Origin of the sequence: Variovorax sp. WS11 (assembly GCF_010499245.1) — a bacterium.
Taxonomy (GTDB): Bacteria; Pseudomonadota; Gammaproteobacteria; order Burkholderiales; family Burkholderiaceae_C; genus Variovorax.
Map to the genome: position 1 here is coordinate 801925 of NZ_JAAGOW010000002.1, position 15854 is coordinate 817778.

A 15854-nucleotide genomic window follows, 5' to 3' on the forward strand; every position below is an offset into this window, starting at 1 on the left:
TCCTCGATGAGCGCGCCAGTATGTCAGCTCACGTGATGATCCGCAGCACCCGGCTCATGAGGTCGAAGGTGCGGCCATAGGGCGGCTGCAGCAGCCGCGTGCCGGAGAGCGCCGCCTGGCGGAACACGGGCTTGTGCTTGCTGAAGGTGCGAAAGCCGTACTCGCCGTGGTAGGCCCCCATGCCGCTCGCACCGATGCCGCCGAAGGGCAGCTCCTCCTGGCCGAAGTGCCACATGCAGTCGTTGAGGGTGACGCCGCCTGAAATGGTTCGGGCGAGCACCTTGTCGCGGTCCGCTCGGTAGGTGCCGAACCAGTAGAGCGCCAACGGACGCTCGTGCCGGTTGACGTACGAGATCACGTCCTCGATGGTGTCGTAGGCCATCACGGGCAGCAGCGGGCCGAAGATCTCCTCCTGCATGATCTTCATGTCGTCCGTCACGTTCAGGACGAGCGCGGGGCCGAGCTTGCGCGTGCCGCTTGCCGTGCCCAGTCCTTCCGGATGAAGCGGCACGACCCGCGCGCCGCGCTGGCGCGCATCGTCCAGCAGGCCCTGCAACCGTTCGAAGTGGCGGTCGCTCACGATGGCGGTGTAGTCCGGGTTGGCGTCGATCGCCGGGTACTGGCGCTCCACCTCGCGGCGCATCGCGTGGACGAAGGCATCGACGGCATGGCGCTGCACCGCCACATAGTCCGGAGCGATGCAGGTCTGGCCGGCATTGAAGAGCTTGCCCATCGCGAGCCGCGACGCCGCCTGCGCCATGTCGACCTGCGGGCTGAGGATGGCCGGCGACTTGCCGCCCAGCTCCAGGGTGACCGGCGTGAGGTTGGCCGCCGCGGCCAGGGCCACCTGCCGCCCGACGGCCGTGGACCCGGTGAACAGCAGGTGGTCGAAGGGCATGGCCACGAAGGCCGTGCCGATCTCGGCGCCGCCGGTGACGACCGTCAGTTCATCGGGGGCGAAGCTTTCGGCGACGGCCTGGCGCATGAGCTCGGCCACGCGCGGGGTCAGCTCGGAAGGCTTGATCATGACGCGGTTGCCGGCGCCGATCGCCGCGATCGCCGGCCCCATCGCCAGCTGGTACGGATAGTTCCAGGGGCTGACCACCCCGACCACGCCGATGGGCTGCGGCATGATGCGGTTCGATCCGGGCCGGAAGGCCAGCGCGGTGGGCGCGCGCCGCACCTTCATCCACGACTTCAGGCGCCTGCGCGCATGCTTGATGGCCGCCGTCACCATCATCACGTCGGCCAGGCGGGTCACATGCGCGGAGCGGTGGCCGAAGTCGGCGGAGACGGCCGCCTCGAGGGCCGGAGCGATGCGCTCGGTCATCGCGAACAGCCGGTCGAGGCGCTCCATGCGCACCGCATGCGAAGGATTCATGTCGGCGGCGAACGCGGCCCGCTGGCGGGCGAAGGCCTCGTGCATGCCGTCGAGCGACGGATCGGGGACCGTCTTCAGGATGGCGTTCATGGCTTGCCCCCGGCGGCTTGCGCTTGCTGCGCGGTGTTGGCGTCGGCCTCGGCATAAGCGCGCCCGCCGGGCACCAGCGCCGAATGCGCGCGCCGCGAATGAACGAGCGGGTAGAACATCTCCACGAACCAGCGCTCCTTGCCGAAGGCCAGGTCGTCGTGCAGGCCGACCTTAGCCGGGTAGCGGCGGGTGATCTTGGCGGTGCCGAAGATCAGGTCCCACACGAAGAGCAGGTTGCCGAAGTTTCCCTTGTAGTGGCCGATGTCGTCTTCGTTGGTGAGCGCGTGATGCGCCCAGTGGGTGGCCGGCGTCGACACCGTCCGCTCCAGCACCCAGGCCAGCGGATGCAGCCACTTCACGCGGTACAGCGGCGCATCCCATGGCACCGCGCAGTGCGCGCCCAGGATCACGGTGAGCTTGATCACGATGTAGACCAGATAGGCATTGCCGAAGCCCAGGTAGATCAGCACGCCGGAGGCCCACAGGCCCGGCATCATCAGGTAGTAGAAGAAGTTGTTGCGGTAGGTGATGCGGATGCTCATGTAGTGCGCCGTGTGATGCGCGCGATGCAGCGGCCACAGGAGCGGCGTGTGCGAGATGCGGTGCCACCAGTACTGCGTCATGTCGTCGGCGACCAGCAGGATCGCGCCCATGGCCCACCAGGGCAGGTGGGCCCATGCGTCGCGCTGCCCGGGCATCGCCAGCGCGGACAGCTTGCCCGTCACCCCGAAGATGAAGGGCTGCGACACCGCGAGCAGCGAGAGGAACATGAACAGCTCCAGCCGGGTGTCGTCGACGGTGGCGTGGAAGTGCTCGTGCTTGCGGGAGCGGATCTCCAGCAGGGCGAAGAAAAGAATGATCGTGACGAGCACGATGTTCTGGATGAGGTTCACCAGTTGTCTCCTGGGTGTCGATCGTGGGGCCCGGGTCCTGCGTCCGAACGCCGGGGCTGTCTGTCTGTCCGTGTTCTTGCGATGTCCGGCGCGATTGTTCCGGCCGGCCACGATTGAGTCCAATGCATATTCACGCCAGAATCAATGCACTGGCTGCAATCGCCGGGCAAGGAGCCTCCCCATGGATCTCAAGCGCTGGGCCCACATCGTCGCGGTCGCAGACCGTCGAAGCTTCATCCGCGCGGCGGAGCAGGTGCACCTCAGCCAACCGGCGCTGACGCGCAGCATCCAGGCGGCGGAAGCGGAGCTGGGCCTGCAGCTCTTCGACCGCGGCACGCAGGATGTGGCGGCAACGCCGGCCGGCGAATTCATCGTGGCGCGGGCGCGGCAGCTGCTGTTCGACAGCCGCTGCCTGCAACGCGATGTGGAGCTCTATCGCAGCCGCGGCCTGGGCGACACCGCGTTCGGCGTGGGGCCCTTCCCGGCTGCGACTTTCCTGTCACCGCTGCTGGCGGCGATGCGGCGGGAGTTTCCCGGTATCCGGCTGCGCGTGGAGATCAGCAACTGGCAGCTGCTGCTGAAGCGCCTGGTCGAAGAGGATGTGGAGTTCTTCGTGGCGGACACGCGGGACCTGCCGGCGGACCCCGGGCTGCAGGTGCGCGCCCTGCGCCATGAGCCGGGTCACTTCTACGTGCGTGCCGGTCACCCGCTGGCGGCGCGCAAGAGCGTCACGTTGCCGCAGGTGTGGACGCACGGCGTCCTGTCGGTTCGGCTGCCCGCCGACGTGCGTGCCGCGGTCTCACGCCTCCTGGGCCTGGCATCGCCGGACGAGCTCTCGCCGGCGCTCGAGTGCGACGATGTCGAGATCCTGAAGAAGGTCACGCTGAGCTGCGACTCGGTCCTGGCTGCGCCGCATGCCGCGGTGGCGCGGGAGGTCGAGGCGGGCACGCTTCACGCCCTGAAGGTCACGGGCCTGCCACCGCTCTCGGCGCAGATGGGGGTGGTCACCCTGCGCGGGCGCACGCCCTCGCCGATGGCGGAGCTCATCATGGGGCGGCTGCCGATGGCGCCCGGACGTGCGGCACGACGTCGCGGTGCCTGAAGATGCCCACGCACACCCCTATCGCTGCCTGGTCCAGGAGCGCGCATCACGGATGCTTCGGCATGGACTGAGGTGCATCCGGTGTTTGCACCGGGGGCACGGCAGGTCCGGTTGGCGGCTTGGGGACGGGCTCGGAAGCGGCGGGCAGCGGGTGCTTCATTCGCACCTCCATTGTCTGTGCGAGATCGCGCATATCTCGGTTGCCAGGGTTCTGGTCGGCGTGGCGACGAGCGATGGCCGCCAGCTTCTGCACCTGCGAATCCGGCGCAGCCTCCGCGAGCAGCTGCATCGCGTCCCAAGACGAAAGGTATGCCAGGACCTTGCGCGGATCGGTGCCCGGCTCGCTCAACCTGGCCACGATGATGTCGTCGATGTGGCGGCCCGTCTTCGCACTCTCGATGGTGGCGCTCGCGCGGAGCCAAGTGCAATAGCGCAGTCCATCCGTCCCGCCGTACAGGCCCGCCTCATAGCGGCCTCATCGAGCACGTGCTTGGTGTCCGGCAGATAGCCCAGAGTTGCGGACGGAGGGCGCCGAGCTAACGTCCGCTCGCAATCCAGCCTCCGGCGCTTCCGTCGCGAGCTTGTAGTAGAGGGCAAAGGCAGTCGCGAGACTCGCCATTCCCAGGAGGGTCCAATGAAGTTTTTTCATCCAACTTATCCCTTGAAGCCCTTCAGCTTTTGGAATACCGCCGCAGGAAGAATGCTGGCTATCAAGCTGGTTGTTTTGAACAAAACCCATCGCGCGTAAGGTGAGTCGGGTGCCACGGTTTGAATTGGGTTGCCGCGCGCGTCCACCAGCCCGCCTGCGGTGACGATGTTGTAGATATCTATCACAAATGTGTCACAGCGATAGACGCCCTTTTGCGCCTCGGTCGTTGCTGTTCTCGGCAGGGCGGCTGTGGCTGTCGCAAAAATTGTGTAATCAGCACCCAGTCTGAAAATCTGGAGTGCGCGCGCATTCATGGCTCGCCGGCTGTCTAGTACTTGCCTCGGCTTGTTTCTACAATCGGTCTCGAAACACCCTTTGACGTAGAAGCTCGGAATGTTCGGGTAACCTGCGCCCCAGTAAGCGTTTGGTCCCTGCGCTCGCACAGTTGATTTGAAGTTGTCGACTCACATACTGAACAACGAGCGGCTCCTTCATGACCTGATAGATGTTATTGCCATCGAAGTAGCCGACGTGCCCAGGCGCAGCAAGCCAGCCCACGAGTTCGCGGCCTACCCCGTCGCCGGGCTGCTTCGGCTCCGGCTTGTTCAGATCGGGATCGGACCCAATACCCCAGAGGGTTTGCCCGCTTGCTGCCACCACGACGAGGTTGCCATCGTCTTTCGGCATCAGATAGGCACCCGGATTCCCTGAAGTCGCGGAATACCAGGTTGGGTAGCGCGGCGGCGGCTGCTTGTAGTAAACAGGCTCGCCTTTTTGTACCGGGAGGGGCGGCGGGTCGTAGTAGGTGACGGCATTTCCATCGCCCTGCATGACCAGAAATCCACCCGGAAGATTCGATGTGCCGGTGTTCCAGCGCACTGCACCATCGGCGACCCGGTAATACACGAGATTCCCATCACCCTGCATGATCAGCACGTACTGCTGATTGTCTGAATAGATGCTTTGCCCTGGATACATGACCGACCCGGGTGCCAGGATCGCGGCGTTGGCAAGTCCGGCAACAAAGAACAGGGCCGCGGCGACCACCTTTGAAATCGACTCCCTCATTTTTTCCTTCGGCTGTTTAACCACCCCGGAATGGAGCGGCGGCCGATGCTAGGCGTTACCTATTCAATCGACAACTACCAGAGTTTGTAGTTGTGCCAAGTCTGGAAATTTGCTAGTGCATTCCATGCGTCGATATCAATGGACGCAAAAAAGCCGGCACGATGTGCCGGCTTTTTCTTGCCTGCGCCCCTCAGGACACGACCTGGTAATACAAGTTCTGCGGATGCCGCGCCTGCGCGAAGAAAAACCAGCGCTCGGCCATCAGCCCCGGCGCCTGCACCAGCAGCGCCAGCACGAAGGCGAGCGTCGACTGCGAGGCGATGCCCCACAGCAGCAGGAGGGCCGGCAGCGCGAAGCCCAGCACGATGAAGCCCAGCTTCACCTGCTTCAGCGCCGCACGGCTCGCGCCGTGGAAGAACTCGCGGGTGTTGAAGGAGCCGGCCGACATGCCCATGGACTTCTGCACCAGCTTGGGCGCACGGATGCCGGTGGCCGTCTGCAAGGTGGAGCGCGGCACCAGCGCGGCATTGCGGCGCAGCGACAGCATGCGCGTGCCCCAGGCGGCGAGCGTGACGGCAAGCGCGCAGGGCCCGCTCACGCGCAGCAGATCCGCCTCGCCGCCCAGCGCCGCCAATGCGCTGGCGAGGATCAGCCCCGAGGACAGCCCGATCAGCGCGAAGTTGACCAGCGTCAGCGGCTGCGCCCATTCCTGGATAAAGCGCAGGCAGGCGTAGATCATCGCGGTGCAGTACCAAAGCAGCGCCGCGACGGCGATCGCGGCCAGCGGCAGCCACGGCGCGTGGATACCGCTGCGCAGGGCCAGCCACCACAGCGCGACCACCGCGATAAAGGTGGGCAGCACGATCACCTCGCGCGAGAGCCACGAGGTGCGCCACATCAGCACCGCGCGCCAGGCGCGCTCGGGCCGGCCCAGGTGCCCGAAGGAGGCGCCCAGGCCGACCAGCAGCATCGCCTCGGCCACGATCAGCGACAGGCCCACAAAGCCTGGCGCGAGCGCCATGCCGGCCAGCGTCGCAAGCGCCAGCGTGATCACCAGGCCCTGCGCGGCGCCGGCCACGGTGGTGAAGACGACGACCGAGAACGCGGGATTCATGACATGCCTCCCAGCTTCGGCTGGACCTTGGTCGCACCGCCCGCTTGGTCGGTGACGCGCCGCGGCAGGTACTGATTGGCGGGGTTGGTTTCCCACTCCGGCATCAGCGAATAGCCGCCGCGCTCGCGGATCGCCTTCGAGACCTCAGAATCCGGGTCCTTCACGTCGCCGAACAGGCGCGCGCCGGTGGGGCAGGCCTTGACGCAGGCGGGCTTGCGGTCTTCCTTGGGCAGTTTCTCGTCATAGATGCGGTCCACGCACAGCGTGCACTTGGTCATGACCTGGCGCTCCTCGTCGAGCTCGCGCGCGCCGTAGGGGCAGGCCCAGGCGCAGTACTTGCAGCCGATGCACTTGTCGTAGTCGACCAGGACGATGCCGTCTTCCTTGCGCTTGTAGCTGGCGCCGGTGGGACACACCGGCACGCAGGGCGGGTCCTGGCAATGCAGGCAGCTCTTGGGAAAGTGGATGGTCTCGGTGCCGGGGAAGGCGCCGGCCTCGTAGGTCTGCACGCGGTTGAAGAAGGTGCCGGTCGGGTCGGCGCCATAGGGCTTCTCGTCGGCCAGCGGGCCGGCGCTGCCGGAGGTGTTCCATTGCTTGCAGGAGGTCACGCAGGCGTGGCAGCCGACGCAGACGTTGAGGTCGATCACCAGCGCGAGCTGTTTGGCCAGGGTCTCGCCGGGCTCGGCGCGCACGCTGTCGTGCCCGCTGCGACGTGCAGTGCTGCGTTGCGCGACGGGCGGCTCCAGTTCCGCTTCCCGGGCGGCGGTGGCGGCCGATTCGCAGCCGCAGCCCTCGCCACAAGCGCCGCCCGCCATTTCCAGCGCGGGCTCGCGCACCGGCTGCCCGGCGGACGCCAACAGGTCTTTCAGCCACTGCATCATTTCCTGCTCCTTCCCGCGAAATAGGTGAGCACGCTCGCCGCCTTGCCCAGCACGCCCGGCGCGGCCGGCATGGTGGCGATCTGCGGGAAGCTCTCGTGCGGCTCGTCCGCCTCGGCCGGCCGGATGCGCACCCGCACGTCGTACCAGCCGGCCTGGCCGGTGACCGGATCGGAGTTGCTGATGCGCTTGCCGTTGAAAGGCAATTCCTCCGAGATCAGGTGGTTGAGCAGGAAGCCCTTGCGCGCCTCGTCCGCACCCGGCGCCAGCTGCCAGGCGCCGTCGGCCTTGCCGATGGCGTTCCAGGTCCACACGGTGCCGGGCTCGACTGCCTCGCTGTAGCGCAGCATGCAGCGCACCTGGCCCCACTGGCTCTCGACCCAGCACCACCCGCCGTCGGCAATGCCGGCCGCCTTGGCGGTGAGCGGGTTCACATGCAGGTAGTTGTGGCTGTGGATCTGCCGGAGCCACGCGTTCTGCGAATCCCACGAGTGGTACATCGCCATCGGCCGCTGCGTGATCGCATTGAGCGGATAGGCCTCGAGCTCGGTCGCCGCCTCCTCGAGCGGCGGATACCAGAAGGGCAGCGGATCGAAGTAGGTGTCGATGCGCTCGCGCAGCGCGTCCGGCGGCTGGCGGCCGGCGCTCTTGCCCTGGGCCGCGAGGCGGAAGCTCTGCAGCGTGTCGGAGTACAGCGCGAGCTGCACCACGTCGTTCTTCTGGCGCCAGCCCTTGTCCTTGGCGAAGTCCAGGTACTCGCGGTTCCAGTTGCGCATGTAGTGCATCGTCTCCGGCATGTGGTACTGGAACACGCAGTTGTTCTGCGCGTAGGCCTCCCACTGCTTCGGATTGGGCTCGCCGCGCAGGTGCTGGTCGCCGTCCTTGCCGCGCCAGCCCATCAGGAAGCCGATGCCCGGCTGCGGCTGGAAGTTGACGACGAAGTCGGGGTAGTCCTTGAACTTGCGCTCGCCCTCGGGCGTGGTGAAGGCCGGGAATTTCATGCGCGAGGCCAGCTCGATCAGCACCTCCTGGAAGGGCTTGCACTGGCCGGTGGGCGGCACCACCGGAATGCGCACCGAATCCACCGGCCCGTCGAACTCGGAGATCGGCCGGTCCAGCATGCTCATCACGTCGTGCCGCTCGAGGTAGGTGGTGTCGGGCAGCACCAGGTCGGCGAAGGCCACGGTCTCGCTCTGGAAGGCGTCGCAGACCACCAGGAAGGGGATCATGTACTCGCCCTTCTCGTCCTTGCGGTTGAGCATCTCGCGCACCGCCATCGTGTTCATGCTGGAGTTCCAGGCCATGTTGGCCATGAAGATCAGCAGCGTGTCGATGCGGTAGGGGTCGCCCTTCACCGCGTTGGTGATCACGTTGTGCATCAGCCCGTGGGCCGAGAGCGGATGCTCCCACGAGAAGGCATGGTCGATGCGGATGGGCGAGCCGTCCGGGTTGATGGCCAGCTCCTCCGGGTTGGCCGGAAAACCCAGCGGTGCCGCGTTGAGCGGCGTGTTGGGCTGAATCATCTCCGGCGCATTGAAGGCGCGGTAGTTGGGCACGATGTGGCGCGGGTACGGCGCCTTGTGGCGGAAGCCCCCCGGCGCGTCGATGGTGCCCAGCACGCTCATCAGCACTGCCAGCGCGCGCACCGTCTGGAAACCGTTGGAATGCGCAGCCAGCCCGCGCATCGCGTGAAAGGCCACCGGGCGTGCCTGCGTGGTCGGATGCTCCTTGCCCCAGGCATCGGTCCAGGGGATGGGCAGCTCGAAGGCCTGCTGCAGCGCCGTCTCGCCCATCTCGCGTGCCAGCTTGCGGATGCGGATCGGGTCGATGCCGGTGATGGCCGACGCCCATTCCGGCGTGCAGCTCGCCACGCGCTCGCGCAGCAGCTGGAACGAGGGCGCGACACGCGTGCCGTCGGCCAGGGTGTAGTGGCCTTCGAGAGCCGGGTCGCAGCCCTCGGCGATGCCTTCCGGGTAGGCCGGCTTCACGCTGCCCGAGGCCTTGTCCCACACCAGCTTGTTGTGCGGGTTGCGGCCGTCGCCCGGCGGCCCGCGCTCGGGGTCGAAGGCGAACAGGCCCTGGCGGTCGCAGTCGTCCAGCACCACCAGCTGCGGCGCGTTGGTGAAGCGCTTCAGGAAGGCATGGTCGACCAGCTCGTTCGCGATCAGCTCGTGCAGCAGCGCCATGAAGAGCGCGCCGTCGGTGCCCGGCTTGATCGGGATCCATTCGTCGGCGATCGCGGAGTAGCCGGTGCGCACCGGGTTGATCGAGATGAAGCGCCCGCCATTGCGCTTGAACTTGGCGAGGGCGATCTTCATCGGATTGCTGTGGTGGTCCTCGGCGGTGCCGATCATCACGAACAGCTTGGCGCGATCGAGATCGGGCCCGCCGAATTCCCAGAAGCTGCCGCCAATGGTGTAGATCATGCCGGCGGCCATGTTGACCGAGCAGAAGCCGCCGTGCGCCGCGTAGTTGGGCGTGCCGAACTGACGCGCGAACAGGCCCGTGAGCGCCTGCATCTGGTCGCGGCCGGTGAAGAGCGCGAACTTCTTGGGGTCGGTGGCGCGGATCTTCGCGAGCCGCTCGGTCAGCAGCTCGAAGGCACGATCCCAGCTGATCGGCTCGAACTCCCCTGCCCCGCGCTCGCTGCCGGCCTTGCGCAGGAGCGGCTGCGTGAGCCGCGCCGGCGAGATCTGCTTCATGATCCCCGAGGAGCCCTTGGCGCAGATCACGCCCTGGTTCAGCGGGTGGTTCGGGTTGCCGTCGATGTAGCGCACCTCACCGTCCCGCAGGTGCACGCGGATGCCGCAGCGGCAGGCGCACATGTAGCAGGTGGTGGTCTTGACCTCGGTGTCCGCCGTCGGTGTAGGCGAAGCCAGCGGATCGTGGATCGGCTCGCGCGAAAGTAAGTTGAACAAGGCGCTGGCTCCGGTTGTCGTGGGGATTCGTCTACCCATGATAGGGTTGTGCTTCTGAACAAAAAAGCAGGTAATTCAGCTCACCATGACCGAAAAAATCGATCATCGCCTGCGCCTCACCCTGCGCCAGCTCGAAGTCTTTGCGGCCACCGCGCGCGAGGGCTCGACCCGCGCCGCGGCCGGCCGCGTGGCGCGCTCGCAGTCGGCCGCCAGCGCCGCGCTGGCCGACCTGGAGGCCGCCCTCGGCGCGCAGCTGTTCGACCGCATCGGCCGCCGCCTGGTGCTCAACGAGAACGGCCGTGCGCTGCTCGCCCGCTCGGTCTCGCTGGTGGACCAGGCGGCGGAGGTGCAAGCCATGTTCTTCACCGACCAGCAGACGCCGCTGCGCATCGCGGCCAGCTTCACCACGGGCGAGTACCTGCTGCCGGAGATCGTGCTGCGCTGGAAGCAGAACAACCCGCAGGCGCGGGCGCGGCTGATCATCGGCAACACTGCCGACGTGATCGCGGCGGTGGTCGGCTTCGACGCCGATGTCGGCTTCATCGAGGGCCGGCAGACGCACCCCGACCTGGCGGTGCGCCGCTGGCTCAGCGACGAGATGGCGATCGTGGCTGCCCCCACCCACCCCTTGGCGGGCAAGATGGTGGGCGCGCGCGAGCTGGCCGAGGCCGCCTGGGTGCTGCGCGAGGAAGGCTCGGGCACGCGCGAGGCCACGAACGACTGGCTCGGCCGGCGCCTCGGGCCGCTCAACATCGAGCTGGAGCTCGGCAGCAGCCACGCCATCAAGCGTGTGGTGGCCTCGGGCGTGGGCATCGGGTGCATGTCGCGCTACGCGGTGGCGGATGCGCTGGCCGAGGGCTCGCTGGTCGAGCTGAAGACCACGATGCCGAAGAACTCGCGCGCGCTCTCGATCGTGCTGCATCGGGAGCGGCGGCCGGGGCGCACGATGCAGGGTTTCATCGATTACTGCCTGGCCGGTGCGCGCTAGCCGCTAATTCGGGTCCTGCGCGCCGAGCACCGCCAGGGCCACCGAGGCGATGCGCGAAGGCAGCGAATCCGCCCGCGAGGTCAGCACGATCGGCACGCGCGCGCCCAGCACCAGCCCGGCGCATTCGCCGCCGCCGATGTAGGTGAAGCTCTTGTAGAGCATGTTGCCGGCGTTGAGGTCGGGCACCAGCAGCAGGTCGGCATCGCCGGCCACGCGCGACTCCATTTTCTTGATCTGCGCGGCCTGGGCGGAGATCACGTTGTCGAAGCCGAAGGGGCCTTCGACCAGCGCGCCGGGCCAGGCGCCGGCGCGTGCCATCGCCACCAGCGCCTGCGCGTCGACGGTGGCCGGAATGGCCGGGTTCACCGTCTCCACCGCGGCCACGATGCCGACCTTGGGCTGCGTGATCCCCAGCTTGCGCAGGAGCGCGATCGCGTTGCCCAGGATGTCGCGCTTGGCGTCCAGCGAAGGCGCGATGTTGACCACGCAATCGGCCAGCCCCAGCAGCTTGGGATAGCGCGGCAGGTCGAACAGAAAGAGATGGCTGATGCGCGTCTCGCCGCGCAGGCCGATGGTCTTGTCGACCACGGCCGACATCAGCTCGTCGGTGTGCAGGGAGCCTTTCATCAGCGCGCCCACCACGCCCTGGCGCGCCATCGCGACGGCGCGGTGCGCGCTCTGGTCGGCGGTGTCGCTGCAGTCGATGATCTCGAAGTCGTCGGCATCGACGCCGGCCGCACCGGCGGCCCGCAGGATGCCCTCGCGCGGGCCGATCAGCACCGGCTGCGCGAGTTCCTCGCCACGGATGCGCGCGGCTGCGTCGAGCGCCGCCGCATCGCACGGGTGGACCAGCCCGACGCGCACCCGCCGGCCCTTTGCCCGCTCGCGCGCCTGGGCGACCAGGGCGTCGAGCCGGGGGTGGGCGGGTTCTTCCGTCGCGAGCTGCAGTGCGGCTGAAGCCATGTCGCTGCTTCGGCCCGTGCTCAAACGAAGTCTTTGTACTTGTCGAGGTGGCGGATGGGCTTGGCCAGCGCATCGCGGCGGAACGGGTCGCCCAGCTCGCGCGTGCACATGACCTCGATCACGGTGGTCTTGCCCTGGTTCATCTGCATGTCCACCGCCTTCTTGAGCGCGGGGCCCACGTCCTCCAGCCGGTCGACCACGATGCCCTCGGCGCCCATCGCCTTGGCGATGCCCGCGAAGCTCTGGTTGTCGAGCTCGCCGGCGACGAAGCGGCGGTTGTAGAAGTCGACCTGGTTCTTCTTCTCCGCGCCCCACTGGCGGTTGTGGAAGACCACCGCGGTGACCGGGATGTCGTGGCGCACGCAGGTCATGATCTCGACCATGCTCATGCCCCAGGCGCCGTCGCCCGCGTAGGCGATGGCGGGGCGGTCGGGCGCGGCCAGCTTGGCGCCGATCATGGTGGGCAGCGAGTAGCCGCAGTTGCCGAAGCTCATGGGCGCGAAGAAGCTCCTCGGCTCCTCGAAGCGCAGGTAGCTGTTGGCCACCGCGTTGATGTTGCCGATGTCGGTGGAGACCATGGCGCGCGGCGGCATCGCCTTCTCGAGCTCGCGCAGCACCTGGCGCGGGTGCAGCCACTTGCCGCCTTCCTTCTCGGCCTCCTGGATCATGTCGAGGCTGTAGGGGTCGCGCTCATGCGTCCAGCCGTCGAGCTCCTTCTCCCAGGCGGCCTTCTCTTCCTTGATCTTCGCGGCGCGCTCGGCCTTGGTCGCGTCGCAGGCGAGCTTGCGGTCCGCCAGGCGGGCGAGCAGCGCCTTGGCCACGGCCTTGGCATCGCCGTGGATGCCGACGGTGATCTTCTTCACCAGGCCCAGGTTGGTGTGCTCGGCCTCGACCTGGATGATCTTGGCCTCCTTGGGCCAGTAGTCCATGCCGTGCTGCGGCAGCGTGCCGAAGGGGCCCATGCGCGAGCCCAGCGCGAGCACCACGTCGGCCTGCGCCATCAGCTTCATCGCGGCCTTGCTGCCCTGGTAGCCCAGCGGGCCGGCCCACAGCGGATGGCTGGCCGGGAAGGAGTCGTTGCGCAGATAGCCGTTGGCCACCGGCGCGCCCAGGCGCTCGGCCAGGGCCTTGCATTCCTCGACCGCATCGCCCATCACCACGCCGCCGCCCGAGAGGATGACGGGGAACTTGGCAGTGGCCAGCAGCTCGACCGCGGCGGCCAGGCTGTTCTCGCCGCCCGAGCCGCGCTCCACGCGCATGGGCTTCGGGATCTCGCACTCGACCTCGCCGTAGAAGTAGTCGCGCGGGATGTTGAGCTGGGTCGGGCCCATCTCGGAGATGGCGCGGTCGAAGCAGCGCGCGGTGTACTCGGCCATGCGCTTGGGGTTGTTCACGTGGCCCTGGTACTTGGTGAACTCCTGGAACATCGGCAGCTGGTTGGCCTCCTGGAAGCCGCCCAGGCCCATGCCCATGGTGCCGGTCTCGGGCGTGACGATCACCACCGGGCTGTGCGCCCAGTAAGCCGCCGCGATGGCGGTCACGCAGTTGCTGATGCCGGGGCCGTTCTGCCCGATCACCACGCCGTGGCGGCCCGAGACGCGCGCATAGCCGTCGGCCATGTGGCCGGCGCCCTGCTCGTGCACCACCGGGATCAGGCGGATGCCTGCGGGCGCGAAGATGTCCATCGCATCCATGAAGGCCGAGCCCATGATTCCGAACATGTCGGTCACGCCGTTGGCGACCAGGGTCTCGACGAAGGCCCCGGAGGGCGTCATCTTCTGCACGCCGGTAACGGGGTGCGGGCGGGCGTGTATGCGGGGTTGCTTGCTCTGCGAAGGTCTCTTGGGTCGGCGAAGGTCGCTGGGTTCTCGAAAGTTGGAACGAGTGGTTCCGGAATTCGTGTTGTCGAAATATAGGCCTCGGTTGGGCTTGCGTCAACAAATTTCAAAAATCGGTACGCTTTGTCCCGTTTTTTGTTGAAAGGACTATGATCCGGGCCATGAAAGTCGTCAATGGCCTGAACCCCGAGACCGCCGAGCTGAACGGCGACACGCCCACGATGCGCCTGTTCGCGCTGCTGGAGGTGATCGCCGCCAAGGACCAGCGCTATGCGCTGCAGGACCTGGTGGAAGCCACCGGCCTGCCCAAGCCCACGCTGCACCGCATGCTCCAGCAGCTGGAAAGCGCGGGCCTGCTGCAGCGCGCGGGCGACAGCCGGCTCTACGGCATCGGCACGCGGCTGCGGCGGCTGGCGGAGAACCTGCTGCTCAACGACAGCCACCACGGCGCGCGCCACACGGTACTGCGCCAGCTGGTGGAAGAGATCGGCGAGAGCTGCAATCTCACCGCCCTCTCCGGCAGCGAGGTGGTGTACCTGGACCGCGTGGAGACCGCGGCGCCGCTGCGCTTCTACCTGCATCCGGGCTCGCGCGTGCCGGTGCACTGCTCGGCCAGCGGCAAGGTCTTCCTGGCGCAGATGAGCCCGGCGCAGCGCCGGCGCCTGCTGGCCAACGCCAAGCTGGAGGCCTACACGCCCAAGACGCTGACCGGGCTCGACGCGCTGGAGCACGAGGTGCAGCGGGTCCGCAAGGACGGCTATGCCTTCGACAACGAGGAGTTCCTGCCCGGGCTGCTGTGCATCGCCGCCCTGGTGCCCAACGAGAGCGGGCCTTCCAACCTGTGCATCGCGGTGCAGGCGCCGGTGATGCGCCTCGATGCCGAGAAGGCGAAGAAGCTGCTGCCCGCGCTGCAGCGCGCCGCGCTCGCCCTGTCGCGCATCGATGCCGATACCGAAGGCGAAGACCGGGCACAGGCCTGACGAAAGCACCGACATGACCGACATCGCTTCCCTCAAACCCGAGCGCCTGCTGAGCGTGCGCGAGGTCTTCGGCATCGACAGCGACCTGATGGCGCCCGCCTTCGCCGAGCGCGACGACCATGTACCCGAGATCGACGCGGTCTACCGCTTCAACCCCGACGTGACGCTGGCCATCCTCGCCGGCTTCATGCGCGACCGCCGAGTGATGGTGCAGGGCCTGCACGGCACCGGCAAGTCGACCCACATCGAGCAGGTGGCAGCGCGGCTGAACTGGCCCTGCGTGCGGCTCAACCTCGACGGGCACATCAACCGCCTCGACCTGGTGGGCAAGGACGCGGTGGTGCTGCGCGAGGGCCAGCAGGTGACGGAGTTCCAGGAAGGCATCGTGCCCTGGGCGCTGCAGCGGCCGGTGGCGCTGATCTTCGACGAGTACGACGCGGGCCGGCCCGACGTGATGTTCGTCATCCAGCGCATCCTGGAGCAGGGTGGCAAGTTCACGCTGATGGACCAGAACCGGGTGCTGCACCCGCATCCCTCCTTCCGCCTGTTCGCCACCGCCAACACCGTGGGCCTGGGCAACCTCAACGGCCTCTACCACGGCGCGCAGCGGCTCAACCATGCGCAGATCGACCGCTGGAACATCGTCGCCTCGCTCGACTACCTGCCGGCCGAGGAGGAGATCGCGATCGTGCAGGCACGCGTGCCCTCGATGCAGAGCGAAGCCGGCCACGACAGGGTGCGCGCGATGGTGGCGGTGGCCGAGCTCACGCGCAAGGGCTTCGCGGCCGGCGACCTGTCGACGCTGATGTCGCCGCGCACCGTGATCACCTGGGCCGAGAACGTGGAGATCTTCCGCGACCCGGCGCTGGCCTTCCGCCTCTCCTTCGTCAACAAGTGCGACGAGGCCGAGCGGCCGCTGGTGGCGGAGTATTTCCAGCGCTGCTTCGACCTGGAGCTGAAGGAATCGCACCAGCTGTCGGGCTCCTGAGGCT

At 67.5% G+C, this 15854-nt stretch carries 14 protein-coding genes; 4 read left to right on the plus strand and 10 right to left on the minus strand.

Annotated elements, in window-relative coordinates:
• Window positions 1–28: 28 nt before the first annotated feature.
• Both GXN78_RS24305 and GXN78_RS24310 read right to left on the minus strand, forming a co-directional pair.
• The gene (locus tag GXN78_RS24305; RefSeq protein ID WP_106559968.1) at window positions 29–1471 is read right to left on the minus strand and encodes a coniferyl aldehyde dehydrogenase; all 1443 of its coding nucleotides are present in this window, start codon (window positions 1469–1471) and stop codon (window positions 29–31) included.
• Window positions 1468–2367: a sterol desaturase family protein gene (locus tag GXN78_RS24310; RefSeq protein WP_106559990.1), complete on the minus strand. Its 900-nt coding sequence runs from the start codon at window positions 2365–2367 to the stop codon at window positions 1468–1470. Before GXN78_RS24310 ends, GXN78_RS24305 begins: the two co-directional genes overlap by 4 nt.
• Window positions 2368–2545: 178 nt before the next feature.
• On the opposite strand from GXN78_RS24310, the gene GXN78_RS24315 reads away from it, so the two are divergent.
• Window positions 2546–3466: a LysR family transcriptional regulator gene (locus GXN78_RS24315; protein ID WP_106559967.1), complete on the plus strand. Its 921-nt coding sequence runs from the start codon at window positions 2546–2548 to the stop codon at window positions 3464–3466.
• Between the two features lie 46 nt (window positions 3467–3512).
• Here GXN78_RS24315 and GXN78_RS24320 read toward each other — a convergent pair whose 3' ends face one another.
• From GXN78_RS24320 to GXN78_RS24345, 6 genes are all read right to left on the minus strand, one after another.
• On the minus strand, window positions 3513–3815 hold the full coding sequence (locus tag GXN78_RS24320; protein ID WP_164255716.1) for a hypothetical protein: 303 nt from the start codon (window positions 3813–3815) through the stop codon (window positions 3513–3515).
• Window positions 3816–4120: 305 nt separating this feature from the next.
• The gene (locus tag GXN78_RS24325) at window positions 4121–4429 is read right to left on the minus strand and encodes a hypothetical protein (protein WP_146163157.1); all 309 of its coding nucleotides are present in this window, start codon (window positions 4427–4429) and stop codon (window positions 4121–4123) included.
• 37 nt (window positions 4430–4466) lie between these two features.
• Window positions 4467–5183, minus strand: a complete 717-nt coding sequence (locus tag GXN78_RS24330) for a hypothetical protein (RefSeq protein ID WP_106559965.1) — start codon at window positions 5181–5183, stop codon at window positions 4467–4469.
• A 190-nt stretch (window positions 5184–5373) separates the two neighbouring features.
• Complete coding sequence (locus GXN78_RS24335; protein WP_106559964.1) at window positions 5374–6297, minus strand: DmsC/YnfH family molybdoenzyme membrane anchor subunit; 924 nt, start codon at window positions 6295–6297, stop codon at window positions 5374–5376.
• On the minus strand, window positions 6294–7178 hold the full coding sequence (locus tag GXN78_RS24340) for a 4Fe-4S dicluster domain-containing protein (protein WP_275407600.1): 885 nt from the start codon (window positions 7176–7178) through the stop codon (window positions 6294–6296). Before GXN78_RS24340 ends, GXN78_RS24335 begins: the two co-directional genes overlap by 4 nt.
• The gene (locus tag GXN78_RS24345; protein ID WP_106559963.1) at window positions 7175–10093 is read right to left on the minus strand and encodes a molybdopterin oxidoreductase family protein; all 2919 of its coding nucleotides are present in this window, start codon (window positions 10091–10093) and stop codon (window positions 7175–7177) included. The genes GXN78_RS24340 and GXN78_RS24345 overlap by 4 nt, the downstream gene beginning before the upstream one ends.
• 85 nt (window positions 10094–10178) lie before the next feature.
• On the opposite strand from GXN78_RS24345, the gene GXN78_RS24350 reads away from it, so the two are divergent.
• Window positions 10179–11081: a LysR family transcriptional regulator gene (locus GXN78_RS24350; protein WP_106559962.1), complete on the plus strand. Its 903-nt coding sequence runs from the start codon at window positions 10179–10181 to the stop codon at window positions 11079–11081.
• Between the two features lie 3 nt (window positions 11082–11084).
• On the opposite strand, the gene GXN78_RS24355 is transcribed toward GXN78_RS24350, so the two are convergent.
• Window positions 11085–12044, minus strand: a complete 960-nt coding sequence (locus tag GXN78_RS24355) for a bifunctional enoyl-CoA hydratase/phosphate acetyltransferase (protein ID WP_106559961.1) — start codon at window positions 12042–12044, stop codon at window positions 11085–11087.
• A gap of 20 nt (window positions 12045–12064) precedes the next feature.
• A complete protein-coding gene (xsc, locus tag GXN78_RS24360) occupies window positions 12065–13819 on the minus strand; it encodes a sulfoacetaldehyde acetyltransferase (protein WP_164255718.1) in 1755 nt (584 codons plus the stop codon).
• 212 nt (window positions 13820–14031) lie between these two features.
• Here xsc and GXN78_RS24365 point away from each other — a divergent pair, with 212 nt between their 5' ends.
• Window positions 14032–14862, plus strand: a complete 831-nt coding sequence (locus GXN78_RS24365) for an IclR family transcriptional regulator (RefSeq protein ID WP_106559959.1) — start codon at window positions 14032–14034, stop codon at window positions 14860–14862.
• A gap of 13 nt (window positions 14863–14875) precedes the next feature.
• Window positions 14876–15850 carry an AAA family ATPase gene (locus GXN78_RS24370; protein ID WP_106559958.1) on the plus strand — a complete coding sequence of 325 codons (975 nt, stop codon included), beginning with the start codon at window positions 14876–14878 and terminating at the stop codon, window positions 15848–15850.
• The last annotated feature ends 4 nt before the right edge of the window (window positions 15851–15854 follow it).